Source organism: Sphingomonas sp. PAMC26645, assembly GCF_004795835.1.
Lineage (GTDB): Bacteria > Pseudomonadota > Alphaproteobacteria > Sphingomonadales > Sphingomonadaceae > Sphingomonas.
Genome location: NZ_CP039249.1, coordinates 2,702,473 through 2,727,045 on the forward strand (window position 1 = coordinate 2,702,473; position 24,573 = coordinate 2,727,045).

Below are 24,573 nucleotides of genomic sequence, written 5' to 3' on the forward strand. Positions count from 1 at the left end.
TTGATCCTCTCCAAAAGGGGAGGATTCAGGAGAGAGCCAGTACGGGCTTACGTCCCAGGGCGGCGGCAAGCGCATTATGGCGACGTTCCACCGCCTCGCCGTAAAGCCCACGATCATCAGGGCGCAGCGTCAGCGTAAGTGATATCCCATCATCTGCGAGCCCTGATCGCTTCAAAGGTCCTGCTAAGCCACCACTCATTCGCTGGCCTAGTCGCATAGCGAGGCCCCAAGCAGTCGCGCTTTTCACCGCTGCCGGAAACGCGAGGAGACCAACTGTTTCACCGGCGGAGAGATCGCCACCAAGGCTCGTATAAAGAGCTTGCGCCAGCATCCCCCGGCCGGGCGCGTCAATCGCGACCCAATTGCCGTGCAGCGCGACCTCGACGCCGCGCTCGGCGCGGAACTCTGGGTTGGCGCGCCAGCCTACGTCCGCAAGCAAGCATGCCGTGTGGCGAATGCGTGCCATCGCGGGTGGCTCGCTGGTGAACAGCGGTGCGATCCAGCGATCGAGCAGATCGCCGTGCTCGGGGAAGCGACCGAGCAGGCGTCCCTCTTCGCGCGCGGCGACGATCAGCGGATCGAGCGTGCGGTCTGCGGGCTTTAGGCCCTCATAGAGAAGGCCTTCGCGCAAGCCGTATGCGGACACGACCGTGGTTCGGCTGCCGAGTTGCCGCATCAACACGCCGAGCAACGCCGCGGCGTCCGCGAGCGTTGCCGTGCGGCCCGACGAGAGCCCCGGAATCGCCTTCAGGCGCGGCTTGGACAGTTGCGGGATGGTCCGGCTGAGCCGGGTGATCGTCGCCGCGGTCATCGAATACTGGTGGATGATCGGCAGCGGATAGTCCGACAGCTCCATGTCGAGCCGTGCCAGTGCGCGCCACGATCCGCCGACCAGATAGAGCGGAAGCCCCTGCCCCTTCGCTGTCCAGCCCGCCTCGCGCACCAGGCGCGCCACGTAGCGGGCTAGCACCTTGCCGCGCTTCGCCCGGATCGGGCCGATGCGGAGGACGCCGAGCGGGAACGAGACGCGGTCCTCGATCTTGCCGCGGCGGACTCGGACGAGTTCGAGACTGCCGCCGCCGAGATCGCCGACGATGCCATCCGCTTCGGGGATAGCGGAAAGGACACCATAGCCGGCTGCGCTGGCTTCCTGCTCGCCCGACAAAGTCTCGACGGTCAGGCCGAGTTGTTCAGCCGTGGCAATGAGTTCGCCGCCGTTCTTCGCATCGCGCACTGCCGCGGTCGCGACCGTGCGAAGCGTCGAGCATTCCATTTCCTTCGCCACCGCCGCGAACCGCGCCAGCGCGATGCGCGCCGTCTTCAGCGCGGACTTCTCGATCGCGCCGGTAGCGGCGAGACCACGTCCGAGCCCCGCCAGTACCTTCTCGTTGAACCGGATCGCAGGCAGGCGTGGCGGGCCTTGGTAAACAACCAGACGGATCGAGTTCGAGCCGATATCGATGATCCCGGTGCGCGGGTGATCGTCGGTCTCGGCCTTGGGCGGGGAATTGCCGAACAGGATATTCGTGACGCTCATCGTTTTCGACGGAGCGACAGCGTCGGTACGGCATTGCTGGTCGCGAGCGAAGCGCCGCGGCCGGAGAGCGAAGGATTCGTCATGAAATACCGATGCAGGTTGAACGGGCGGTCGCCGGGATCGACGCGACTGTATTCGCCGTCGGGGCCTAGCTCCCAACTCTGCTCGTTGTCGATCAGGTTCGCGACCATCACCTGGTCGAGGATCTGGTCGTGGACGGTCGGGTTGAGGATCGGCAGCATATATTCGACGCGGCGGTCGAAATTGCGTGGCATCCAGTCGGCCGATGAGATGAACAGCTTGGCACCGTCGTTGGGGAGCGCCTTGCCGTTGCCGAACGCCCAGATCCGGCTGTGCTCGAGGAAGCGCCCGATCACCGACTTCACGCGGATCGTCTCGGACAAGCCGGGCACGCCGGGGCGCAGGCAGCAGATGCCGCGGATGATGAGGTCGATCTCGACCCCTGCCCCGCTCGCTTCGTACAGCTTCTCGATCACCGCAGGGTCGACCAGTGAGTTCATCTTCGCCCAGACGCCGGCAGGCTTGCCAGCGCGCGCGTTGGCGATCTCGACGTCGATCAGGTTCATCAGGTTCTGGCGAAGGTCACGCGGGCTTAGGCTGACACGCGCCATGTCGGTCGGTTCGACATAGCCGGTGATGTAGTTGAACATCTGCGCCGCATCGCGCCCGACCGCGGCGTCGGCAGTGAAGAAGCTGAGGTCGGTGTAGATCTTCGCAGTGACCGGGTGATAATTGCCTGTGCCAAAGTGGCAGTAGGTGCGGAATGCCTGGCCCTCGCGACGGACGACCAGCGACACCTTGGCGTGCGTCTTCCAGTCGATGAAGCCGTAGACGACCTGCACGCCCGCGCGCTCCAGCGCGGAGGCCCAGACCATGTTCTGCTCTTCGTCAAATCGCGCCTTCAGCTCGACGACCGCGGTGACGGACTTCCCCGCCTCGGCGGCGGTGATGAGCGCGTTGATGACCGCGGGCTGCTTGCCGGCGCGGTAGAGCGTCTGCTTGATCGCCACCACGTCCGGATCGTTCGCCGCCTGTTTCAGGAAGGCGAGCACCACCTCGAACGTCTCGTACGGGTGGTGGACGACGATGTCCTTGGCCTTGATCGCCGCGAAGCAATCGCCGCCGAATTCGCGGATGCGTTCGGGGAAGCGTGGTGTGAAGGGCGGAAATTTCAGGTCGGGACGATCCTCGTCGACCAGCCCGTCGAGGTCGACGATGCCGAGCAGATTGCCGCTCTCGGTAATGATCGCGTCCGCACCGCCGAGCTCATCCTTGAGGACCGCGGCGAGCACGTCGGGTATACCGGTTTCGAGTTCCAGGCGGATCACGCGGCCGCGGCGACGACGCTTGATCGCGTTCGCGAAGTAGCGAACGAGGTCCTCGGCTTCCTCCTCGATCTCCATGTCGCTGTCGCGCAACACGCGGAAGCTGGCGGCGGCGAGGACTTCGTAGCCGGGGAACAGGACCGGCGCGAACCGCTTCAGAATCGATTCGATCGAGATGTAGCGCGCGGGCTCGCCGGGGAGGCGGACGAAGCGCGTCATCGTATGTGGGAGCATGACCAGTTCGCGGACCGGTTCGTTATCCGAACGGCGGACGAGGTCGAAGATCACCGACAGGCCACGGTTCGGGATGAACGGGAACGGATGCGCGGGGTCGAGCGCCTGCGGGGTCAGGATCGGGAAGATCTGATCGCGGAAATGCGTTTCGAGCCACTCGTCGGCCTCGCCTTCGACCGCCTCGCGCCGGAGCACGAACAGTCCGGCCTCGTCGAGCAGCACGCGCAGGTCGCCCCATACCGCTTGCTGGCTGGCCATCAGTTCGTCGGCCTCGCGGACGATCGCGGTCAGCTGCTGGCCCGCGGTCAGCCCATCAGCCGAGCGCCGATCGACGTCCTGCGTCTGCTGCCCCTTGAGGCCGGCGACGCGGACCATGAAGAACTCGTCGAGGTTGGAGCCCGAAATCGACAGGAAGCGGAGTCGCTCCAGCAACGGATGCGCGGGGTTGCACGCTTCCTCCAGCACGCGCCGGTTGAACGCCAGCCAAGAAAGCTCGCGGTTGAAAAAACGGTCGTTCGGCTCTGCGCCGATGGGATCGTCGTCGTCTTCCGATTGGCGGACGATATGGGCTGGACGGTTCATCGGGCCTCTTGGGGGCTTATGGTGGCGTGAAGAGCGGAAGGTCGAGAGCGAGTTGCGGCCGGAGGATCAGCCCGGCCTCGGTGAGTGTGGTTCGTGCAAGAGGAATGGACAAGCGCTTGCGACGTTCCATCGCCTCCTGATCGAGCGCATCGACGGTTCGCGTTACGGTAATATGACTGCGCTCGATTCGGGTGGCCAGCCAGTCGATCAGGTCGGGCCGCGCATCGAGGCTGCGGCGCTCGAACAGATGCGCCAGCAACAGCCGCATCAGTTCGTCGTCGGGCGCGCCGATCGCCGCGATCGGGCTGGCGGCGAGACGCGAGCGGAGGTCGGGGAGCTTGACCTTCCATTCGGGCGGCGCGGCGTCGGCGACGATCAGCAGCGGCCTGTGCTCCTCCTGCGCGCGGTTCCAGGCGTGGAACAACTGCGCCTCGGGCACGCGCTCGGCATCGTCGATGATCGTCCCGCCACTCTTCGCCGCAAAAATGCGCGCGAGCAGGCTACGGCCCGATTTGCGCGGGCCGGTGAGGATGGCGGTCATGACGGGCCAGGTGGCCGTATGCTCCAGCGTGTGGACCGCCCGCGAGTTGGAGGGGGTAACCAGGAAGGCGTCGTCGCGAGGGTCCGCCGGCCACCCGAGTGGCAGCGCAATTTGAGTCATCTTGGTCGCGCTCACCCTGTCGTCGCATTGTCCGCGGGCAAGTCCAGCGGAAGAAGTTGGGCGACCCGGCGGATGCGGATCGTCTGGCCGGAGCCGAATACTTGGTAGCCGCGGGCTTCGAGCGCGGTCTTGAGCGCGGCCGGATCGCCATCGTACGCGACGCGCATCAGCGAGACGCCGCCGAGCGCGAGACTGGTGGTGGCCGCCGAGCGGACGCCGGGGATCGCGCGGAGTGCGGCTTCGGTCGAGGAGACCGCCGTGGCGGCAGGCGTGTCGAACTGGACGATTACCGAGATGCCCTCGCCACCCGTCAGGACGGCGGTATTCGCGTCGGCGGTCTCGTCGGTGGGCAGGTCCTCGATCACCGCGGCTTCGGGCGGCGGCGGTGGCGACAGGCTGTAGTCAACGCGGAGCGAGCCGTTGCGGCGTGCCTGCTGGTACAGGTCGTCGATCCGCTTCACGCCCGTATCGAGTAGCTGCGCGATGCCATCGGGCGTGCCGACTCGCAGCGTGAAGCTGCCGATCAGGTCGTTGTCGGGGCCGTGGCGCGCTTCGAACACGCCGATCACCGGGCCGCCGGGCCATTGGCGGTAAAGCTTCACGACCGGGGTGAGCACGTCGCTCGCACCATACTGGTCCAGGATCGTCCGCCACCAACCGCGGCCGGGACGCTGCGTCTGGCCGACGTTGAGCAGTAGCGCGTCGGGACCGGAGCCAGACGGCCGGACATAGTCGATGCTGCTGTTGCCGGTGCGATAGCGCGCCCAGGCCTGCTGCCACTGCGTGCTCTGCTCGAACGCTTGGCCGACGCCGCCCGAATATTGGACGGGGATGACGAGCATCGGCTGCGAGCGATCCGCGTAGGTGGAAATGCCGAGGATCGATCCGGCGCGGCCGCGATCGAACAGCACGCCGAGCTTGGCGATGTAGCGCTGCGGGCCGATCTGTTCGTTCTCGACGACGATCCCGGAGACGAGCGAATCGAGCGTGCCATCGGAAACGAGACCGCCACCACCGCCAAGCCGGTTCGACAATTGGACCCAGGCCTTGCGCTGGGCGAGCCGCCAGCCGCCATAGCGCGCGGCGTCGGCAGTCTTGCCCGCGACGTCGACGGTGACGCCACTCACCTCGTAGGCGCTGCCGCTGTCGACCGGAGCTGCGCCTCGGCTGCCGCCCTCGATTTGCGCGAGCACGGCTCCACCGCTGAGCAGCAGGGCGGCGCCAGCAAGCGCGGTGGGAAGGGCACGGATACGCATCAAGCGGGCCTTTTGGCGAAGCAGACGTGGAAATCCAAGCGCGATGTGGCTAGCAGCACCGATCATGACCGATACGCCAGACTCCGCCGCTCCCGCTTCGGGCCCTTATACCTACGCTCAGGCGGGTGTTTCGATCGCCGCGGGCAACGCGCTGGTGCGGGCGATCGCCCCGCTCGCCCGCTCGACGCGGCGGCCGGGCGCGGATGCCGATCTCGGCGGGTTCGGCGGGATGTTCGACCTCAAGGCGGCAGGGTTCGTCGATCCTTTGCTGGTCGCGGCGAACGACGGCGTGGGCACCAAGCTGAAGCTGGCGATCGAATGGGACCGACATGAAGGCGTCGGCGTCGATCTCGTCGCGATGTGCGTCAATGACCTGATCGTCCAGGGCGCCGAGCCGTTGTTCTTCCTCGATTATTATGCGAGCGGGAAGCTCGACGCCGCAGTCGCCGAGCGCGTCGTCGCGTCGATCGCGGAAAGCTGCAAGACCGCCGGCTGTGCGCTGATCGGGGGCGAGACCGCCGAGATGCCGGGCATGTATGCGGACGGCGATTACGACCTGGCAGGGTTCTGCGTCGGCGCGGTCGAGCGGACCAACGTGCTGACGGGACGCGAGATCGCGGCGGGCGACGTGATGCTCGGGCTGGCGTCGTCGGGGGTGCATTCGAACGGGTTTTCGCTAGTTCGGCGCCTCGCCGCCGATCGGGGGTGGAAGCTCGATCGGCCGGCCTTGTTCGACCAGGACCGGTTGCTGATCGATCACCTGATGGCGCCGACTCGCATCTACGTCGCCAGCCTGCTGCCATTGCTGCGCGAGCGGCGGATCAAGGGACTGGCGCATATCACCGGTGGTGGCCTGCTCGAGAACATCCCGCGCGTGCTGCCTGAGGGCGTGCATGCGGTGGTCGATGCGGACGCGTGGGAGCAGTCGCGGTTGATGGCGTTCCTGCAGGCGCAGGGCGCGATCGAGCCGGAGGAGATGGCGCGGACCTTCAACTGCGGGATCGGCATGGTCGTGATCGTGAGTGCCGATGAGGCCGAGGCGGTGACCGCGGCGCTTCAGGCGGCGGACGAGACGGTGTTCACTATCGGGCGGATCGAGACCGGGTCGCATGGCTGCACGGTGCGCGGATCGGCGGGCACCTGGAGCGCGCGCGAGGACTGGACCGCGACGCATGGCTGAGAAGACGCGCGTCGGCGTGCTGATCTCCGGGCGCGGATCGAACATGATGGCGCTGGTCGGCGCGTCACGCGCGGCGGCGTGCCCGTACGAGATCGCATTGGTAGCGTCCGACAAGCCGGAGGCGGCCGGGCTCGAATGGGCCCGCGCTGAGGGCGTGGCAACGTTCGCGCTCTCGCCGAAGGGTCTGGGGAAGCCGGCCTACGAGGCGGCGATCGATGCGGCGTTGCGCGAGGCCGGCGTCGAGGTCGTTGCGCTCGCCGGGTACATGCGGTTGCTGTCGGACGGGTTCGTAGCGGCGTGGCGGGATCGGATCGTCAATATCCATCCCTCGCTGCTGCCTAAATACAAGGGCCTCGACACGCATGCACGCGCGATCGCGGCGGGCGATGCGGTTGGCGGATGCTCGGTGCATGTCGTGACAGAGGAGCTAGACGGCGGCGTGGTGCTTGGGCAGACCGAGGTGCCAATCCTTGCCGGCGACGACGCGGACGCACTTGCAGATCGCGTGCTGGCGGCGGAACATGCTTTGTACCCGAAGACCTTGGCGGAGTTCGTGACGCGATGACCGATCTGTCCCCCCTCGACCGCGTGCGTGCGGCGGCGCTTGCCTTGCCCGAGACCGAGGAGAAGGTTTCACACGGCCAGCCGACCTTCTTCGTGGCCGACAGGCAGTTCGCGCAGTTCCGGGCGGATCATCACGGCGATGGACTGACAATGGTGTGCGTGAAGACCAGTGGCACCGATGAACAGGCGACGCTCGTCGAGGCGAACCCGGCAGTGTATTCGCGGCCGGCCTATCTCGGCGCGACCGGTTGGGTCGGGATGAATGTCGCCGACGATCCGGACTGGGCCTTGGTCGAGGACCGGATCGCGCGGAGTTGGGAATTGGCGGCCCCTGCCCGTTTGCTAGAAGCCGGCGGACGATGAGCACCGAGACACCGACCGAACGGCGCGAGGCTGCAGCGACGCGGCGGCGTTGGGTGACGCTGGCCGAGGTCGTGGCGGTTGCGGGCGTGCTGATCGCGGCGTTGACGCTGTGGACCAACTGGTCGGATCACCGCGCGAACGAGGCCGACAAGATCGCGGCGCAGTCGAGTGCGGCGCGCGAGCGGACGAAGATCGATCTTTCGGCGATCGTGCAGGATGGCGGTGATTCGCTGCTGCTCAAGGATGCCCGACATGATCTTCAGGACGTGACGATCACGTTCCCGCGTGCGCTCGGCGTCTCGCCGCAGCGGCCGCCGGCTGAGCCGATCATCGATGGATCATGGGTTTCGGATGCGATGTTGAAGCTGACCGATGGTGGGTCGGACGATCGTGCGGGGCGGCTGCCGGTTTTGGTCAGCGTGCAGTATTTCGATGGGGATACTACGCGGTCGGCTAGCGGGATCTATGATGTGATCTGGAAGACTCATGGTCGTAGGTTGCGTGGTCGGGCCTTCCAACTGGAAGGCTTGCAGGTTCGCCAGCGCGGTGGCGATCAGGCGAAGCTTGATGCGATCTGGGCGAAAGAAAAGCCGACGGCTTAGACACCACCCCGGCGAAGGCCGGGGCCCAGTTGGGGAACGTCGCTAACTGGGTACTGCCCGCTGTTACTCCCGCCTAGCCAACTGGGCCCCGGCCTTCGCCGGGGTGGGGTCTTCGATTTCGTACGCGTCTTACTCAGACCGCCCTGGCGTAGACCGGGTCGTCGTGCAGCGTGGTGCCGACCGTGAACTGGCGGCTGCCGATTACCTTGAAGCCTTGGCGTTCGTAGAAGGCTCGGGCGCGGGTGTTCTGGTCCCATACGCCTAGCAGGACCCGGGTTCGGCCGGCCGCGGCGGCTTCTTCGAATGCTCGGGCCATCAGGGCGGCGCCCAGGCCTGAGCCTTGTGCCTGCTTCATCAGATAGATGCGGCGGAGTTCGATGTCCGCGGGGCCAGGTTCGATCGGGAAGTCCGGCGCGGTCAACACCGTGTAGCCGGTCGGCGCGTGGCCAGGCTCGTACTCGGCCAGCGTCACGATTGTCAGCGGATCGGACAGCCACGTATCGAACGCGGCGATGCTGTTGTTGCGCGTGCAGTGGGCGACGATGTCCGCCCCGGTCAGCACGGTCGCGTAGGTATCGAGGAACGTGGCGGATGCGACGAGCGATAGCACGGGCGCATCGCCCGGCCCTGCGCGTCGCATCCGCCAGGTCATCAGCCGACGATTTCTTCGGGCTTGAAGAAGTACGCGATCTCGATCTCGGCGTTCTCGTCCGAGTCCGAACCGTGGACCGAGTTCGCTTCGATCGACTCGGCGAGTTCCTTGCGGATCGTGCCGGGCTCTGCGTTGGCGGGGTTGGTAGCGCCCATGATGTCGCGGTTGCGCTGCATCGCGTTCTCGCCTTCGAGAACCTGGACGACGACCGGGCCCGAGATCATGAACGAGACGAGCTCGCCGAAGAACGGACGCTCCTTGTGGACCGCGTAGAAGCCTTCGGCCTGCTCGCGGGTCATCTGGATGCGCTTCGAAGCGACGACGCGCAGGCCGGCTTCCTCAAGCATCTTGGTGACCGCACCGGTCAGGTTGCGGCGGGTTGCGTCGGGCTTGATGATCGAAAAGGTACGGTTCGCGGCCATGATGGTCACGGGCTCCTGTGTTGACGGTAATAGGATGCGCGGCGCTTAGGCGGGGGACGGCCGTAAAGCAACCTATGCGGCCTGTTCCCAGCGGCCGGAGTCGTTCTGCTTCCAGTAGCGGCGTTCGACACCATCACGGTCAGCCAACGCCTTCCACGCTAGACGCGCTTCCTGGATCGCTTCGTCGTCGAAGATGTGGAAGGCACGGTCAAAGGTTAGGATAAGGTCACGCCAACGTCCGTCTACCACCGCGACGTTGCGGGCAGCGTTGGCGGGGGCCGCCTCTTGGATATCCTGAGCGATCAGAATGGGTTGGGCGGTGTCGTCGTTGCTGCCGGCCTGGGCGTGGGGGAGGAAGCTCTCGGGGGCGTAGGACCAGAGGAGACGGTCGAGCGCGACGCGTTGGTCTTCGGGTTCGGCGACGATCAGGAGGCGGCCGCCGGTTTGGACGACGCGCTCGGCGATGCGTGGGAGGACGCGGTCGAGGGGGCTGGTTAGGTGGTAGAAATCGACCTGCATTGTTACTCCCCTTCCGCTTGCGGGAGGGGTCGAGGGAGGGCCTTGCCTCGCTCGATACCGCTCGCGGTTGGCCCCTCCCCTAACCCCTCCCGCAAGCGGGAGGGGAATTCATGGCCTCAGACCTCGAAGTTGTCCGCTACGAACTGGTCGAGCAGGCGGACGCCGTAGCCGGTTGCGCCCTTGTCGTGGTTGGTGCCCGGCTTGTCCGACCAGACCATGCCGGCGATGTCGAGATGCGCCCACTTCACGCCCGCGTCGACGAAGCGCTTGATGAACTGTGCCGCGGTGATCGAGCCGGCGCCGCGGGGGCCGACATTCTTCATGTCGGCGATCGGCGAGTCGATCAGCTTGTCGTAGGCGGGCGACAGCGGGAAACGCCACAGCGTGTCGCCGGTGATCTTGCCCGCCGCGATCAGCTGGTCGGCCAGCGCGTCGTCATTGGCGAAAATGCCGCCATTCTCGGTACCGAGCGCGACGATCATCGCCCCCGTGAGCGTGGCGAGATCGACGATCGTGGTCGGCTTGTGCGCCTGCTGCACCCAGGTGACGCAGTCGCAGAGCACGAGACGGCCCTCGGCGTCGGTGTTGAGCACTTCGATCGTCTGGCCCGACATCGACGTGATGATGTCGCTTGGACGCAGCGCGGCGCCGTCAGGCATGTTCTCGACCAGGCCCATCACGCCGACGACGTTCGCCTTCGCCTTGCGGCTGGCCAGCGCCTTCATCGCGCCGGCGACGGCACCAGCGCCGCCCATGTCCCACTTCATGTCTTCCATGCCCGCACCGGGCTTGATCGAGATGCCGCCCGAATCGAACGTCACGCCCTTGCCGACGAATGCGAGGGTGGGCGCATCGGCCCCTGCCCCGTTCCACTTGAGCGCGAGGATGCGCGCTTCACGGCGCGAGCCCTGGCTGACACCGAGCAACGAGCCCATGCCAAGCTCGGTCATCTGCGCCTCGTCGAGGACGGTGATCTCGAGCCCGAGACCTTCCACATCCTTCGTCACCTTCTCGACGAAGCTCTCGGGGTAGACGACGTTCGGCGGCGACGTGACGAGCCAGCGCGTCAGGTCGAGACCGCCGGTGACCGCGGCCGTCTCGGTCCAAGCGGCATCCGTGCCGTCGGGTGCGCCCGCGATGGTGATCTCGGTCAGCGTCGGCTTCGACTTCTCGGCGAGCTTCGTGCGGTACGTGTCGTAGCGCCACGCGCGCTGCGCGGCGGCAGCGGCGAAGTGTGCGGCCGCCTTCGCGGTCGGCGTGGCACCGGCCGAGAGGTCGGCTACGACCGACGTCGCGCCCGAGGTCAGCAGGCGTGCGGTGATCGCGCCGCCAGCCTTCTCCCAATCCGCCGTCTCGCCCGCGCCGACTCCGACGAGCAGGACCTGGCGAACCGCGCCGTCGACCGGCACGAACAGCTCGACCACCGAGCCTGCTTCACCTGCAAAGCGTGCCGCAGACGCCGCGCTGGTCGCCACCGCCTCGCCATCGCCGCCGATCGCGCTCCAGTTGATCGTCGCCAAGCCGTCCTTCGCGACGGGCACGGCGAGGATCGGGGCGTTGGCGGGAACGGTCGGGGCGAAGACGATCTGCATGAAGAAACCTCGGGAAGCTTTTGAACGGATGTGCGTACCCCATAAGTTGATGCCGCGGGTACGGCAAAGCAAGGTGGCGGCCTGTCATCTCACGGCGATTGCAGGGAAGCGCCGGTGATGCGATAGGCGGGCGATATGGCGGCAAACGGCTGCCCAGTGCCAAAGGGGTTGGTTCGGATCGTGTTGCGTATCGACCTTTTGACGGGTTGCGCCCTTTCGCTCGCGTTGGCGACCGGGATCGCGGCTGCGCCTGCCCAGGCCCAAGATTTCCAGAACCGCCCGGTCGCGCCTCCGGTGCAGGACCCGCCGGTCGCCAACGCGTCGACAACGACGCCGGCTGAGGACCAGGTACAGTTCAGCTCCACCGCGCTGGAGTACAACACCAACACCGATATCGTCACCGCGACGGGTGAAGTCCGGATGTTCCGGCAGGGCAGCCGGCTTCGCGCCGACAAGGTCGTCTGGAACCGCAAGACCGGCAAGGTCGTCGCGACCGGCAACATTGCGGTCACCAATCCCGAAGGCGACATCGCGTACGGCGACGAAATCAACCTGACCGATTCGCTGAAGGACGGCGTGGTCGACAACATGCTCGTCGTGCTCGAACAGGGCGGACGCCTTGCCGCCCAGCAGGGCACGCGCGACGCCGACGGCACCGTCAATTTGAAGACCGCCGCCTACACGCCGTGCAGCGTCACCAACACCGCCGGTTGTCCCAAGGAACCGACGTGGAAGATCACCGCGGTTCGCGTCACCTATCGCCCCGAGCGGAAGCGCATCTTCTACAAGGGCGCGCGGCTGCACCTTTTCGGCTTGCCGAGCCTGCCGCTGCCCGAATTCTCCAACCCCGTCGGTGGCGGCAGCGACAGTGGCCTGCTCTCGCCGAACGGGGGGTATAGCCGCGTCAACGGCGTCGAAGTCAGCGTCCCCTATTACTGGAAGCTCGCACCGAACCAGGGGCTGGTGATCACGCCGCACATCTACAGCAGCGTGCTGCCGATGGCGCAGGTCGATTATTCCGCGCTCAATTCGAAGGGGGCGTTCAAGGTCCGCGCCTATGCAACCGAAAGCCGGCGCAGCGACGATCTGACGACCGCCACTCCGACCGACACCAGCATGGCGTTTCGCGGCTATATCGACGGGATGGCACGCTATCAGCTGACGCCGAACTGGACCGCGAGCGGGTCGCTCCGCCTGACGACCGACCGCACGTTCCTGCGCCGCTACGACATTTCGCGCGACGACCGGTTGCGCACCACGGCAAGCCTGGAGCGGATCGACGACAGCAGCTATTTCTCGCTGAGCGGCTGGTACGCACAGACCCTGCGCGTCGCGGACAGCCAGGGGCAGCAGCCGATCGCGCTGCCCGAGATCGATTATCGCAAGCGGTTCGACGATGGCCTCGTCGGTGGCCGATTCCAGCTCCAACTGAACACGGTCGCGCTGACCCGCACCGATGGGCAGGACACGCAGCGCGCGTTCGCGAGTCTGCAATGGGATTTGCGCCGCTTCACGAACTGGGGCCAGGAAGTCACCTTCACCGCGTTCGCGCGGGGCGACCTGTACAACAGCAACGAGATCGATGCGACCATCAACCCGACCTATCGCGGGTTCGGCGGCTTCCGCCAGCGTGCCATCGGTGCGGCCGCAGTGGACGTGAAATTGCCGTTCATCGGCACGTTCCTGGGGGGTACGCAGCGCTTTACGCCGCAGGTGCAGTTCGTCGCGGCACCGAAGGTCGCCAATCTTTCGTTGCCGAACGAGGATTCGCGCGCCGTCGACCTGGACGATACCAACCTGTTCTCGCTCAACCGGTTCGCCGGCTATGATCGGTTCGAGGATTCGTCACGCGTCACCTATGGTGGCGAATGGGCGCTCGATTTGCCGGGGATCGCGTTCACCACCAACGTCGGCCAGAGCTATCGTGTCGACAAGCGGCCGACCATCCTGCCCGACGGCACCGGGCTCAGCGACCGGTTCTCCGACATCGTCGGGCGCAGCGAGCTCCGGTTCCGCGACTTCGTGTCGATCGTCCACCGCTACCGGCTCGACAAGGATGGCTTCGCGATCCGCCGCAACGAGCTGGACGCGACGATCGGCTCGCGCGCGACCTATGTTCTGGTCGGGTATCTCAAGCTCAACCGCAACATCGATGCCTCGATCGAGGATCTGCGCGATCGCGAGGAAGTCCGCGTTGCGGGACGCGTGCAGTTCGCACGGTTCTGGTCGGCGTTCGGTTCGGGCGTGGTCGATCTGACCAACGCATCGGAAGATCCGCTGTCCCGCAGCGATGGCTTCACGCCGATCCGCCACCGGCTGGGCGTCCAGTATGAGGACGACTGCCTGCGTCTCGGCGGAACCTGGCGGCGGACGTACAACGACACCGGCGACGCGCGTAAGGGCAACAGCTTCCTGTTGACGCTGGCCTTCACCAACCTCGGCCGCTAAGCCCGCGTTCAGCTACTTTGAGGCAAACGTCGCCGGATATGCGCCGCCATGGCAATGACGGTGCGGATTACGGCGTGCGATGATGGGATACCGACACTTGAAGCATGATGTTCGACTGGCGGCGCGTGGCGGCCGTGTGATCGGTTCTGTGGTCCTGGCTGCGCTGGCGGCAGGCGCGATCGCCCAGGCTGTGCCTCCCAAGGGCGCTCAGGGTCGGCGCGGGGCGCGACCTGCGCCTACCCAGCCCGCTCAGGCCCAGCCGGCCCAGGCCCAGCCGGCGCCCTCGGCTCCGGGGCAGACCGTCCAGGATCAGAGCGTGCCGGACAATACCGGTCTCGACATCCCGACCAACCTCCAGATCTTCGGCAAGGTCGATCCCAACGTCCGCAAGCCGACCGCGATCGTCAACGATACCGTCATTACCGGTACCGACGTCGACCAGCGAGTCGCCCTCGTGGCAATGGCGAACGAGGCGAAGCTGTCGCCCGAAGATCGCGAGCGGCTGAAACTGCAGGTACTGCGCCAGTTGATCGACGAGACGCTCCAGATTCAGGAAGCGAAGACCGCCGACATCACGATTACCCCGGCCGAGCTCACGCAGAGCTATGACGGCGTATCGAAGCGCTTCAATCGTACGCCGGTCGCGATGCGCGCGTATCTGCGCGAATCCGGATCGTCCGAGCGGTCGCTGAAGCGCCAGATCGAGGGCGAGCTCGCCTGGCAGCGCTATCTGCGTCGCCGCGTCGAGCCGTTCGTCAACGTCGGCGACGAGGAAGTGAAGTCGATCATCGATCGTCTCCAGGCGGCCAAGGGCACCGACGAGTTCAACCTCAAGGAAATCTATCTCGCGGCGACCCCGGCGAACAGCCAGCAGGTCTATGCGAACGCCAAGCAGATCCTGCAGGAAATCCAGAAGGGCGCGCAGCCGTTCGAATATTACGCGCGACAGTTCTCCGAAGCGTCGACGCGTGCGGTCGGTGGCGATCTTGGGTGGATCCGTGCGGCGACGCTGCCGGGGCAGTTGGCTGAGGCGGCTACGACGATGCAGGTCGGCCAGGTTGCCGGACCGATCGAGGTCTCGGGCGGCTATTCGATCCTGTACCTGACCGACAAGCGCCAGGTGCTGACTGCCGATCCGCGTGATGCGAAGCTCAGCCTGAAGCAGCTGACGCTGCGCTTCCCGCCCAACACCAACCAGGCACAGGCCTCCGCGCGTGCGCAGGCGTTTGCCAAGGCGACGCAGGAATTGCGTGGCTGCGGTACCGTCGAGAAGGTCGCGGCTGGAATCGGTGCCGACGTGGTCGACAACGACACGGTGCGTATCCGCGATCTGCCGCCGCAGCTTCAGGAAGTGATGCTGAAGCTCCAGGTCGGCGAGTCGAGCCCGCCGTTCGGGTCGGCGGAACAGGGCGTTCGTGCGCTGGTGTTGTGCGGTCGCGACGAGGCGGCTGGCGGGTCTGTACCGAACTCCGAGCAGATCCAGGGGCAGCTCGAGCAGCAGCGCGTCAACCTGCGCGCCCAGCAGAAGCTGCGCGATCTTCGGCGTGACGCCGTGGTCGAATATCGGTGATCGGATCGTGAGCCGCACCCCGCCGCTGGCGGTGTCGATGGGCGATCCTGCCGGGATCGGGCCCGAGATCATCGCCAAGGCGTGGGATGCGCGCGAGACTCATGGCCTTCCGCCGTTCGTCGCGGTGGGCGATGCGCGGGCGATCGAGCGGGTCTGGGCCGGGCCGATCGCGAGGATTGCGGATATGGGCGCGGCAGCAGCCGTTTTTAGCGAGGCGTTGCCCGTCCTGACCGTAGGCGACGCGGGCGCGATCGTGCCGGGTGAGCCTGATGCGGACGGCGCGCGGTGTGCGCTGCATTCGCTGGAGTTGGCGGTGGGTCTCGTTCGCACCGGTGCCGCGCGGGCGCTGGTCACCGGACCCGTGTCGAAGTCGCAGCTGTACGCCATCGGCTTCACGCATCCGGGGCAGACCGAGTTCGTCGCCGAGCGCTACGGGGTTGCGGGCGATAATGCTGTGATGATGCTGGCGGGACCGTCGCTGAAGGTGGTGCCGATCACGACCCACGTGCCGTTGAAGGACGTTTCGGCTTTGCTGACGGTCGAACTGATCGTCGCCAAGGCTCGCGCGACCGCTCGGGGATTGCTGCGGAACTTCGGGATCGAGAACCCGCGGCTCGCCTTTGCCGGCCTCAATCCGCATGCGGGCGAACAGGGTGCGCTTGGCCGCGAGGAAATCGAGATCATCGCGCCGGCGATCGCGATCCTGCGCGATGAGGGCATCGATGCGACCGGGCCGTTCGCGGCGGATACGATGTTTCATCCGCGGGCGCGGGCGACCTACGATGTCGTGATGTGCTGCTATCACGATCAGGCGCTGGTGCCGTTAAAGACGATCCATTTCGACGAGGGCGTGAACATGACGCTCGGCCTGCCGATCGTGCGGACCTCGCCCGATCACGGCACCGCGTTCGCGATCGCGGGCAAGAACCTCGCCGAGCCGGGCGCGATGATCGCCGCGATCGCGATGGCGGGCGAGGCGGCGGACCGGCGCGCGCAGACCGCTGCGCAGTCGTGAGCGATGCGGTGACGGAGTTGCCACCGCTGCGCGAGGTGATCGCGCGCTATGGACTGAACGCGAGTAAGGCGCTCGGGCAGAATTTTCTGTTCGACGGGCAGTTGTTGAAGCGGATCGCGGCGGTGCCGGGTGATCTTCAGGATGCCGAGGTGCTCGAAGTGGGTCCCGGTCCTGGTGGCCTGACGCGCGCATTGCTTGCGGCGGGTGCGCGGGTGACGGCGATCGAGCGTGACCGGCGGTGTATCCCTGCGCTGGCAGAGCTTGGCGAGGCGTATCCGGGGCGGCTGCGGGTGATCGAGGGCGACGCGATGGAGGTCGATGCGCCCACGCTGTTCGAGGGGAAGCCGCATATCGTGTCGAACCTGCCGTACAACATCGGCACCGCGTTGCTGGTCGGGTGGCTGTCGACGTCGTGGTTGCCGTGGTGGCAATCGTGCACGCTGATGTTTCAGAAGGAAGTCGCCGAGCGGATTGTCGCGAAGACCAATGACGATCATTATGGGCGGCTGGCGGTGCTGGCGCAGTGGCGCTCGACCGCACGTATCGCGATGCCGGTTCACCGGTCGGCATTCACGCCGCCGCCGAAGGTGATGTCGGCGGTGGTGCATCTGGTGCCGGTCGAGGCGCCGGACGGGGTGAACTTTGCGGTTCTCGAGCGGCTTACGGGCGCGGCTTTTGGCCAGCGGCGGAAGATGTTGCGGCAGAGTCTCAAGGGTGTGCCGGGGGCGCTCGATGCGCTGGAGCGGATCGGGGTGGAGGCTACGCGGCGGGCTGAGACGCTGTCGGTCGCGGATTTTACGGCGTTGGCGAAAGCGGTCGGCTGATCTTCCCCCTCCCTGGAAGGGAGGGGCCGGGGGTGGGTCGGCTTCCGTATGAGGTGACGGTGGCGGCACGAGCGGGCCTACCCACCCCCTGCCCCTCCCTTTCAGGGAGGGGGGCCTGTTAGTCTTTGGCGGCGACCGGAGTCTTCTCGACTTGGGTCGTTGCGATCGGCGGGCCCTTGGCGATCACTGCCGCGAGTTGGGTCGCTTCGGGGCAGACGCCCTTGCAGAGCGTGCGAATCTTCACGAGATTGTCCTTTGCGCGGACCACGGCGCCCTTGGCGACTAGCGCCTCGCCCTGCCCCTTCAACGCCGCGACGTCGTTCGGCTCCAGCAGCAGCGCCTCGCGGTACAGGCGGATCGCCTTGCCTGGCAAATCACGCGTTTCCGCGACGCGTGCCAGCAGGAGGAACGCCGCACGATTGCGCGGATCGACTGCGACCGACGTTTCGAGCACATCGGTGGCACCGTCGAGATTGCCCACGGCGACAAGCGAACGGCCCTGCGCCAACAACTGCATCGAGCGCGCGTCGATCTGGGCGTCGGGGCGTTGCCCGCTGAGCGAAGTCGACACGCATACGACGGTCAGCGCGGCAGCAAGGGCAACGGACGAAAAACGCATCATCGTCTCCAGGCGGGATACAGGTTTGGCCGTGAGTTGAGCCATAGGTCGGCTGGCTAGCACGCAGCCCGGAAGCGCGCGACAAAAAAGCCGTCGGTGCCGTCGCGGCCGGGTTCGAGGCGGACGCCGTGGCCGTGCTTCGCGCCGGCGGGGAGCGTCAGGGGTTCGGTCGTCCAGCCGGGATGCGCGTTCAGGAACCAGGTGACTTGGTCCGTTCCTTCGGCGTCGAGCAGCGAGCAGACGATGAAGACGAGCGCGCCGCCGGGCTTGACCAGCGTGGCTGCGACGGAGAGCACCTGCTGCTGCGTCGATTGCAGACGCGAGACGCGGTCGGGGGTGAGCCGCCAGCGCGCCTCCGGGTTGCGCCGCCACGTGCCGGTGCCCGAGCATGGGGCATCGACGAGCACGCCGTCGGCGCGACCGGCCCATTCGCTGAGCGCCTCGATCTCACGCGTCGGGTTGAGCAGGCGGCTCTCGACGATCGTCGCGCCGGCGCGGGTTGCGCGGGGGGCGAGGCGTGCCAGACGGTTGCGGTCGGTGTCGCAGGCGAGGATCACGCCTTCGTTCTTCATGGTCGCGGCGAGTGCGAGCGTCTTGCCGCCAGCGCCGGCGCAGAGATCGACGATGCGTTCGCCGGGTTTGGCCTGCATCGCGAGGCCGACGAGTTGGCTGCCTTCGTCCTGCACCTCGAGCGAGCCTTCGTTGAAAAGCGGGAGTGCTTCAACGTTGGTGCCTGTGGGGAGGCGGATGCCGTCTGGGGCGTGGGGGGTGGCTTCTGCTTCGGGAAGCGCTGCGAGGACGGTCGCGCGGTCGGCGATCAGCGTGTTGACGCGGAGATCGAGCGTGGCGCGGCCGGCGAGGTCGGTCAGCGCGGCGCCGTCTAGGCCGGAGGCGCGGAGGGCCTTGCTCAGCCACTGCGGCGCGACGCCGGCGCGAGCACGCGGTTCGTCCTTGGCGATCGGGGCGGGTGCGTGGGTGGAGCCGTCGAAGGTTGCCGCCACTTCCGGATCGGAGTCGGCGACGAGCAACATCGCGGTGCGGCCGTTCTCGGGGCGGTCTCCGGCCTTGCGGATCGCGGCGTAGACGAGGTCGCGGACGGCGCGGCGGTCCTTGGAGCCGGCGTAGCGGCGGGTGGCGAAATAGCGGGCGATCAGCGTGTCGGCGGCGGCGCCGGACTCGCGGGCGGCGGCGATGATCTGGTCGAGGAGTTCGATCGCGGCTTGGGTGCGTGCTGGGGGAGTCACTTCTGGGCTCCCGACTTTGCGTTGGTTCTAGGGGAGGCTTGGTAGGGAGTGTTCGTCATCATCCCCTCCCCTAGCCCCTCCCGCGGGCGGGAGGGGAATAATTTCGGGGCGCGGTGCGCGTTGCGGTGGTTCTCATCCCCCGCCCCCGTCATCCTTTTCCCCGTCATTCCGGCGAACGCCGGGACCCACGGTTGCGGTTTGGGTGGTGGTTGCGCGCTTCACTGGCTCCGCCGTGTCCGTGGGTCCCGGCGTTCGCCGGGATGACGGGAAACTGCTTGGGTTAGGATCGCGATTAGGGCGCCAAGTGGACTCGGCGCGACTTGCCCCTCCCAAGAAGGGAGGGGGTTGGGGGTGGGTCAGCTCGTTTTAGTCACCAGCGGCCGAGCTTGCGGAAACCGACCCACCCCCTGCCCCTCCCTTTCAGGGAGGGGGGAAGTTCCCGCTCTTACCGCGTTGGGTAGTTCGGTGCTTCCCGGGTGATCGTCACGTCGTGGACATGGCTCTCCATCAAGCCCGCGCCGGTGATCTGCACGAACTCCGCCCGCGCCTGGAGATCCGGGATCGTCGCCGAGCCCGTATACCCCATCGCCGCCTTGATGCCGCCGACGAGCTGGTGAACGACATCCCTTGCCGGCCCCTTGTACGCGACCTGGCCCTCGATGCCTTCTGGAACCAGCTTCAGCTGATCCTTGATGTCCCCCTGGAAATAGCGGTCCGCCGACCCGCGGCCCATCGCGCCGACCGAGCCCATGCCGCGGTACGATTTGTACGCGCGGCCCTGGTACAGGAACGTCTCGCCCGGCGCCTCGTCGGTGCCGGCGAGCAGCGAGCCGATCATCACGGTCGATGCGCCGGCCGCGAGCGCCTTGGCCATGTCGCCCGAGGTGCGGATGCCGCCGTCGGCGATCACCGGGACGCCAGCCTTGTGACCCGCTTCGGCGCAATCCATCACCGCGGTCAGCTGTGGCACGCCGACGCCGGCCACGACGCGGGTGGTGCAGATCGAGCCGGGGCCGATACCGACCTTGATCCCGTCCGCGCCAGCACCGATCAGCGCACGCGTCGCTTCGCCGGTCGCGACGTTGCCAGCGACGACCTGCACCGAGTTCGACAGCTTCTTCACGCGCTCGACCGCACGGCCGACGTCGCGGTTATGGCCGTGCGCGGTGTCGATCACGATCAGGTCGCAGCCGGCGTCGACCAGTTGCTCGGTCCGGTCGAAGCCCTTGTCGCCGACCGTCGTCGCCGCCGCCACGCGCAGGCGGCCCGCCTCGTCCTTGGTGGCGTCCGGGAACATCACGGCCTTCTCGATGTCCTTGACGGTGATCAGCCCGACGCAGCGATACTGCGCGTCGACCACCAACAGCTTCTCGATGCGGCGGGCGTGGAGCAGGCGACGCGCCTCTTCCTTGCCGACCTCCGTCGAGACGGTGGCGAGGTTCTCGTGCGTCATCAGCTCGCTGACGGGCTGTTTTGGATCGCCCGCGAACCGCACGTCGCGGTTGGTGAGGATACCGACGAGCTTGCCGTCCGCCTCGACCACCGGGATCCCGCTGATGCGGTGGCCCGACATGAGGGCCTGCGCCTCGCCGAGCGTGGCGGTCGGCTTGATCGTGATCGGGTTGACCACCATGCCCGACTCGAACCGCTTGACCTGACGGACCGCGATGACCTGCTCCTCGACGGTCAGGTTGCGGTGGAGCACGCCGATGCCGCCGAGCTGCGCCATCACAATGGCCATGTCGGCTTCGGTGACGGTGTCCATCGCGGACGAGAGGATCGGGATGTTGAGCGCGATGCCGCGCGTCAGCTGCGTACGGGTATCGGCCTGACTTGGCAGCACGTCCGATTCCCCCGGATACAGGAGGACGTCGTCGAATGTGAGGCCGAGGCGGATATCCATGAGAGCTGCCGTTCCTGGGTGTGAGGTGGCGCGCCATGTAACCAAAGGCGCGGCGTACGGCTAGGCCTGTCCTTCACGCACGTGCTATAGCGGTGCGATACACGGATGGGGATTGTTCGATGGGCCTGATCGTTGCCGCGCTCCTGCTGGCGCTGGTGCTGCTGTACCTCTTCACCAGCATCAAGATCGTCCACCAGGGCTATCAATACACGATCGAGCATTTCGGCCGCTTCACCACGGTCGCGCGGCCCGGCTTCAATTTCTACCCGGCGTTCTTCTACCGCGTCGGGCGGAAGGTGAACATGATGGAGCAGGTGATCGACATCCCCGGCCAGGAGATCATCACCAAGGACAATGCGATGATCTCGACCGACGGGGTCGTGTTCTTCCAGGTGCTCGACTCGGCGAAGGCGGCGTACGAGGTGTCGGACCTGTACCAGGCGCTGTTGCAGCTCACGACGACCAACCTGCGCACGGTGATGGGGTCGATGGACCTCGACGAAACGCTGTCGAAACGCGACGAGATCAATGCGCGGCTGCTCAACGTGGTCGATCACGCGACGACGCCTTGGGGCGTGAAGATCACGCGCGTCGAGATCAAGGACATTCGTCCGCCGGCCGACATCGTCAACGCGATGGGGCGGCAGATGAAGGCGGAGCGCGAGAAGCGGGCCAACATTCTGGATGCGGAGGGTTCTCGGGCTTCCGAGATTCTCCGCGCCGAGGGGCAGAAGCAGGCGCGTATTCTCGAGTCCGAGGGGCGCAAGGAGTCGGCTTTCCGCGATGCCGAGGCGCGCGAGCGGGCCGCGGTGGCGGAGGCTTCGGCGACGCGTGCGGTGTCGCAGGCGATCGAGGAGGGTGGCGCGCAGGCGATCAATTACTTCATCGCGCAGAAATATGTCGAGGCGATCGGCAAGTTCGCCACCTCGCCCAATGCGAAGACGATCCTGTTTCCGGTCGAGGCTACGCAGTTGATGGGGACGCTTGGGGGGATTGGCGAGCTGGCTAAGGACGCGTTGCGCGACGCGACCGCGTCGCCGCCGGTCAAGCCTGAGCCGCGGAAGGGTCCGTTCGAGTTGCCGAAAAGCTGATGGATGGGATCGGGGCGGCTGGCGCCTGGCTGATCGCGGCACTGGTTTTGGGAATCGCCGAACTGGCGGTGCCGGGGGTGTTCCTGGTGTTTCTCGCCATCGCCGCGGCGGTGACGGGCGTGGCAGTGTACGTGTTGCCGGACTTGCCGGTGGCTGCGCAACTGGCGGCGTTTGCAGTCTGGAGCGCGGTGACCGTGCTGATCGGCAAGCGCTGGTACCGGGATTATCCGGTCGAGGGCGGCGATCCGATGTTGAACGATCGCTCGGCGCGGCTGGTGGGTCAGGTTGTGGTGGTGGAGACCGCGCTGGTTGGCGGGCGTGGCCGGGTATTGGTGGGCGACGGGAGTTGGCCGGCTCGGGGTGAAGATGCCGCGGTTGGAGTGCGGGTTCGCGTTGCTGCGGTTGTCGATGGCGAGGTGGTGGTGGAGACTCTCTAAACCCTCTCCCTTCAGGGGAGAGGGAAGCCGCGTAGCGGCGAGGGTGAGGGCACGCCGTACCACGTGCCCTCACCTTCCCACCCGACTTCGTCGTGTGGGCCCCTTCCTCTCCCCAAGGGGAGAGGAGTTTAGGCCGACTCTTTCACCTTTGGCGCCGCTTGCCGGACACCCTCGTCGACATGCTCCGCGAACTGCGCGAAGTTCTCGACGAACAGGTCGACCAGTTTCGCCGCGGTGGAGTCGTAGGCGTCCTTATCCGCCCAGGTCGTGCGGGGATCGAGGATCGCGCTGTCGACGCCTGGCACGCTCACTGGCACCTGGAACCCGAAGTTCGGGTCCGTACGGAACTCCGCATCATTCAAGCTCCCGTCCAGCGCGGCGTTCAGCAACGCCCGCGTCGCCTTGATCGGCATGCGGTTGCCGACGCCATATTTGCCACCGGTCCAGCCGGTGTTGACCAGCCAGCAGTCGACGCCGCCCTTCGCGATCCGCTCCTTCAGCAGGTTGCCGTAGACCGATGGATGCCGCGGCATGAACGGTGCGCCGAAGCACGTCGAAAACGTCGCGTCGGGCTCGGTCACGCCGATCTCGGTCCCAGCGACACGCGCGGTATAGCCGGAGAGGAAGTGATACATCGCCTGGTCGGGCGTGAGCTTCGCGATCGGCGGCAGCACGCCGTACGCGTCCGCGGTCAGCATCACGATGTTGCGCGGCACCGGCCCCATGTTCTCGGCGGACGCATTCGGGATGAAGTCGATCGGGTACGCGCCGCGGCTATTCTCGGCGAGCGTGTGATCGTCGAGATCGAGCAGCCGCGTCGCCGGGTCCATCACGACGTTCTCCAGCACCGTGCCGAAGCGCTTGGTGGTCGCGAAGATCTCCGGCTCTGCGTCGGCCGAGAGGCGGATCATCTTGGCGTAGCACCCGCCCTCGAAATTAAAGACCGCGGTATCCGACCAGCCATGCTCGTCGTCGCCGATCAGCGTCCGGCTGGCATCGGCCGACAGCGTCGTCTTGCCGGTGCCCGACAGGCCGAAGAACACCGCGGTGTCGCCGTTCGCGCCCATGTTCGCCGAGCAATGCATCGGCATCACCCCGGTCGGCGGAAGGAGGTAATTGAGCAAGCCGAACACCGACTTCTTCATCTCGCCGGCATACTTCGTGCCGCCGATCAGGATCAGCTTGTCCGTGAAGTTCACCGCGATCACCGTCTCGCTGCGGCAGCCGTGACGAGCGGGATCGGCGCGGAAGCTCGGCAGGTCGACGATCGTGTAGTCCGCCACGAAGCCCTTCAGCGCCGCCTGCTCGGGCCGCACCAACATCGTCCGGATGAAGAGGTTGTGCCACGCCAGTTCGGTGACGACACGGACGTTGACGCGGTGATCGGGCTGCGATCCGCCGTACAGGTCCTGCACGAACAGCTCGTCCTTCTGCGCCAGCACCGCGAAGAAATCCTCCTTCAGCGCGGCGAAATGTGCGGGCTCCATCGCCTTGTTGCTCTTGCCCCACCACACGGTCGTCTCGGTTTCGGCATCGCGGACGATGAACTTGTCCTGCGCCGAACGACCGGTATGCGCGCCCGTCTCGACGACCAGCGGGCCGTCCGCGGACAGCGTCCCCTCGTTCCGCTCCAACGCCGCCTCGACGAGCTGCGCGGTGACCATGTTCCAGTGTAGATTGGCACGGGTTTCGATCCCCTGCGCGGATAGGCCGACGGCCGGAATACGCTCGCTCGACACGGGCTCTCTCTCCTAAGTTTTATCGCATACGTATGTATGTCGTTGCGGCCGGCTGTACGGGGCAGTTTTCCGCCGGTCAAATCCACTGATCCGCAGCGCCGTCCCGATACGGCTCTAGTTGAGTGCGGCGGCGGTTTGCCCTACGCCGACACGCCAACGACCGAGGCAAAGCT

Annotated in this window: 22 protein-coding genes; 10 read left to right on the forward strand and 12 right to left on the reverse strand. The window is 66.5% G+C overall.

The window, feature by feature from the left end:
* Positions 1–25: 25 nt before the first annotated feature.
* From E5673_RS12430 to E5673_RS12445, 4 genes are read right to left on the reverse strand one after another with little or no spacing between them, the layout of a single operon-like run.
* Positions 26–1,537, reverse strand: coding sequence for a Ppx/GppA family phosphatase (locus E5673_RS12430; RefSeq protein ID WP_136190249.1), 1,512 nt, complete (start codon positions 1,535–1,537; stop codon positions 26–28).
* The gene (locus E5673_RS12435) at positions 1,534–3,699 is read right to left on the reverse strand and encodes an RNA degradosome polyphosphate kinase (protein ID WP_056481892.1); all 2,166 of its coding nucleotides are present in this window, start codon (positions 3,697–3,699) and stop codon (positions 1,534–1,536) included. The genes E5673_RS12430 and E5673_RS12435 overlap by 4 nt, the downstream gene beginning before the upstream one ends.
* Positions 3,700–3,715: 16 nt before the next feature.
* The gene (locus E5673_RS12440; protein ID WP_056050416.1) at positions 3,716–4,360 is read right to left on the reverse strand and encodes a DnaA/Hda family protein; all 645 of its coding nucleotides are present in this window, start codon (positions 4,358–4,360) and stop codon (positions 3,716–3,718) included.
* Between the two features lie 11 nt (positions 4,361–4,371).
* Entirely contained in the window at positions 4,372–5,616 is a 1,245-nt protein-coding gene (locus tag E5673_RS12445) for a heavy-metal-associated domain-containing protein (protein ID WP_136190250.1), read from the reverse strand.
* Positions 5,617–5,680: 64 nt separating this feature from the next.
* On the opposite strand from E5673_RS12445, the gene purM reads away from it, so the two are divergent.
* The 4 genes from purM to E5673_RS12465 are packed head-to-tail and all read left to right on the forward strand — an operon-like array spanning position 5,681 to position 8,325.
* Positions 5,681–6,796 (forward strand): phosphoribosylformylglycinamidine cyclo-ligase, encoded by a 1,116-nt coding sequence (gene purM, locus E5673_RS12450; RefSeq protein ID WP_136190251.1) that lies wholly within the window; start codon positions 5,681–5,683, stop codon positions 6,794–6,796.
* Positions 6,789–7,361, forward strand: a complete 573-nt coding sequence (gene purN, locus E5673_RS12455; protein ID WP_136190252.1) for a phosphoribosylglycinamide formyltransferase — start codon at positions 6,789–6,791, stop codon at positions 7,359–7,361. The genes purM and purN overlap by 8 nt, the downstream gene beginning before the upstream one ends.
* The gene (locus E5673_RS12460) at positions 7,358–7,723 is read left to right on the forward strand and encodes an MmcQ/YjbR family DNA-binding protein (RefSeq protein WP_136190253.1); all 366 of its coding nucleotides are present in this window, start codon (positions 7,358–7,360) and stop codon (positions 7,721–7,723) included. Before purN ends, E5673_RS12460 begins: the two co-directional genes overlap by 4 nt.
* Entirely contained in the window at positions 7,720–8,325 is a 606-nt protein-coding gene (locus E5673_RS12465) for a hypothetical protein (protein ID WP_136190254.1), read from the forward strand. Before E5673_RS12460 ends, E5673_RS12465 begins: the two co-directional genes overlap by 4 nt.
* 133 nt (positions 8,326–8,458) lie before the next feature.
* Here the strand turns inward: E5673_RS12465 and E5673_RS12470 are convergent, their stop codons facing one another.
* The 4 genes from E5673_RS12470 to E5673_RS12485 form a co-directional block, all read right to left on the reverse strand.
* Positions 8,459–8,977 (reverse strand): GNAT family N-acetyltransferase, encoded by a 519-nt coding sequence (locus tag E5673_RS12470; RefSeq protein ID WP_136190255.1) that lies wholly within the window; start codon positions 8,975–8,977, stop codon positions 8,459–8,461.
* Positions 8,977–9,399 (reverse strand): nucleoside-diphosphate kinase, encoded by a 423-nt coding sequence (ndk, locus tag E5673_RS12475; RefSeq protein ID WP_031393391.1) that lies wholly within the window; start codon positions 9,397–9,399, stop codon positions 8,977–8,979. Before ndk ends, E5673_RS12470 begins: the two co-directional genes overlap by 1 nt.
* 72 nt (positions 9,400–9,471) lie before the next feature.
* Positions 9,472–9,918, reverse strand: coding sequence for a DNA polymerase III subunit chi (locus tag E5673_RS12480; protein WP_136190256.1), 447 nt, complete (start codon positions 9,916–9,918; stop codon positions 9,472–9,474).
* A gap of 116 nt (positions 9,919–10,034) precedes the next feature.
* Entirely contained in the window at positions 10,035–11,510 is a 1,476-nt protein-coding gene (locus E5673_RS12485; RefSeq protein ID WP_136190257.1) for a leucyl aminopeptidase, read from the reverse strand.
* A gap of 135 nt (positions 11,511–11,645) precedes the next feature.
* Here E5673_RS12485 and lptD point away from each other — a divergent pair, with 135 nt between their 5' ends.
* From lptD to rsmA, 4 genes are all read left to right on the forward strand, one after another.
* Positions 11,646–13,958, forward strand: a complete 2,313-nt coding sequence (gene lptD, locus E5673_RS12490) for an LPS assembly protein LptD (protein ID WP_136190258.1) — start codon at positions 11,646–11,648, stop codon at positions 13,956–13,958.
* A 97-nt stretch (positions 13,959–14,055) separates the two neighbouring features.
* A complete protein-coding gene (locus tag E5673_RS12495) occupies positions 14,056–15,528 on the forward strand; it encodes a peptidylprolyl isomerase (RefSeq protein WP_247599373.1) in 1,473 nt (490 codons plus the stop codon).
* Positions 15,529–15,535: 7 nt separating this feature from the next.
* Complete coding sequence (gene pdxA / locus E5673_RS12500; RefSeq protein WP_136190259.1) at positions 15,536–16,543, forward strand: 4-hydroxythreonine-4-phosphate dehydrogenase PdxA; 1,008 nt, start codon at positions 15,536–15,538, stop codon at positions 16,541–16,543.
* 8 nt (positions 16,544–16,551) lie between these two features.
* Positions 16,552–17,367: a 16S rRNA (adenine(1518)-N(6)/adenine(1519)-N(6))-dimethyltransferase RsmA gene (gene rsmA, locus E5673_RS12505; protein ID WP_136190260.1), complete on the forward strand. Its 816-nt coding sequence runs from the start codon at positions 16,552–16,554 to the stop codon at positions 17,365–17,367.
* A 118-nt stretch (positions 17,368–17,485) separates the two neighbouring features.
* Here the strand turns inward: rsmA and E5673_RS12510 are convergent, their stop codons facing one another.
* The 3 genes from E5673_RS12510 to guaB form a co-directional block, all read right to left on the reverse strand.
* On the reverse strand, positions 17,486–17,986 hold the full coding sequence (locus E5673_RS12510; protein ID WP_210731871.1) for a tetratricopeptide repeat protein: 501 nt from the start codon (positions 17,984–17,986) through the stop codon (positions 17,486–17,488).
* Between the two features lie 56 nt (positions 17,987–18,042).
* Entirely contained in the window at positions 18,043–19,230 is a 1,188-nt protein-coding gene (locus E5673_RS12515; protein ID WP_136190262.1) for an RsmB/NOP family class I SAM-dependent RNA methyltransferase, read from the reverse strand.
* Positions 19,231–19,675: 445 nt separating this feature from the next.
* The gene (guaB, locus tag E5673_RS12520) at positions 19,676–21,133 is read right to left on the reverse strand and encodes an IMP dehydrogenase (protein WP_056048837.1); all 1,458 of its coding nucleotides are present in this window, start codon (positions 21,131–21,133) and stop codon (positions 19,676–19,678) included.
* Between the two features lie 119 nt (positions 21,134–21,252).
* Here guaB and E5673_RS12525 point away from each other — a divergent pair, with 119 nt between their 5' ends.
* Both E5673_RS12525 and E5673_RS12530 read left to right on the forward strand, forming a co-directional pair.
* Positions 21,253–22,224 carry an SPFH domain-containing protein gene (locus E5673_RS12525; RefSeq protein WP_136190263.1) on the forward strand — a complete coding sequence of 324 codons (972 nt, stop codon included), beginning with the start codon at positions 21,253–21,255 and terminating at the stop codon, positions 22,222–22,224.
* Positions 22,224–22,661, forward strand: a complete 438-nt coding sequence (locus E5673_RS12530) for an NfeD family protein (RefSeq protein WP_136190264.1) — start codon at positions 22,224–22,226, stop codon at positions 22,659–22,661. Before E5673_RS12525 ends, E5673_RS12530 begins: the two co-directional genes overlap by 1 nt.
* Before the next feature lie 128 nt (positions 22,662–22,789).
* On the opposite strand, the gene E5673_RS12535 is transcribed toward E5673_RS12530, so the two are convergent.
* Positions 22,790–24,400, reverse strand: coding sequence for a phosphoenolpyruvate carboxykinase (locus E5673_RS12535; RefSeq protein ID WP_136190265.1), 1,611 nt, complete (start codon positions 24,398–24,400; stop codon positions 22,790–22,792).
* Between the last annotated feature and the right edge of the window lie 173 nt (positions 24,401–24,573).

Bases quoted from the DNA above. Each gene is read 5' to 3' on its own strand.
- purM (WP_136190251.1), top strand. From the start codon at position 5,681: ATGACCGATACGCCAGACTCCGCCGCTCCCGCTTCGGGCCCTTATACC.
- lptD (WP_136190258.1), top strand. From the start codon at position 11,646: ATGGCGGCAAACGGCTGCCCAGTGCCAAAGGGGTTGGTTCGGATCGTG.
- E5673_RS12510 (WP_210731871.1), bottom strand. From the start codon at position 17,986: ATGCGTTTTTCGTCCGTTGCCCTTGCTGCCGCGCTGACCGTCGTATGC.
- purN (WP_136190252.1), top strand. From the start codon at position 6,789: ATGGCTGAGAAGACGCGCGTCGGCGTGCTGATCTCCGGGCGCGGATCG.
- ndk (WP_031393391.1), bottom strand. From the start codon at position 9,399: ATGGCCGCGAACCGTACCTTTTCGATCATCAAGCCCGACGCAACCCGC.
- E5673_RS12435 (WP_056481892.1), bottom strand. From the start codon at position 3,699: ATGAACCGTCCAGCCCATATCGTCCGCCAATCGGAAGACGACGACGAT.
- E5673_RS12445 (WP_136190250.1), bottom strand. From the start codon at position 5,616: ATGCGTATCCGTGCCCTTCCCACCGCGCTTGCTGGCGCCGCCCTGCTG.
- E5673_RS12460 (WP_136190253.1), top strand. From the start codon at position 7,358: ATGACCGATCTGTCCCCCCTCGACCGCGTGCGTGCGGCGGCGCTTGCC.
- E5673_RS12485 (WP_136190257.1), bottom strand. From the start codon at position 11,510: ATGCAGATCGTCTTCGCCCCGACCGTTCCCGCCAACGCCCCGATCCTC.
- E5673_RS12470 (WP_136190255.1), bottom strand. From the start codon at position 8,977: ATGACCTGGCGGATGCGACGCGCAGGGCCGGGCGATGCGCCCGTGCTA.
- E5673_RS12430 (WP_136190249.1), bottom strand. From the start codon at position 1,537: ATGAGCGTCACGAATATCCTGTTCGGCAATTCCCCGCCCAAGGCCGAG.
- E5673_RS12525 (WP_136190263.1), top strand. From the start codon at position 21,253: ATGGGCCTGATCGTTGCCGCGCTCCTGCTGGCGCTGGTGCTGCTGTAC.
- E5673_RS12440 (WP_056050416.1), bottom strand. From the start codon at position 4,360: ATGACTCAAATTGCGCTGCCACTCGGGTGGCCGGCGGACCCTCGCGAC.
- guaB (WP_056048837.1), bottom strand. From the start codon at position 21,133: ATGGATATCCGCCTCGGCCTCACATTCGACGACGTCCTCCTGTATCCG.
- E5673_RS12465 (WP_136190254.1), top strand. From the start codon at position 7,720: ATGAGCACCGAGACACCGACCGAACGGCGCGAGGCTGCAGCGACGCGG.
- E5673_RS12530 (WP_136190264.1), top strand. From the start codon at position 22,224: ATGGATGGGATCGGGGCGGCTGGCGCCTGGCTGATCGCGGCACTGGTT.
- E5673_RS12480 (WP_136190256.1), bottom strand. From the start codon at position 9,918: ATGCAGGTCGATTTCTACCACCTAACCAGCCCCCTCGACCGCGTCCTC.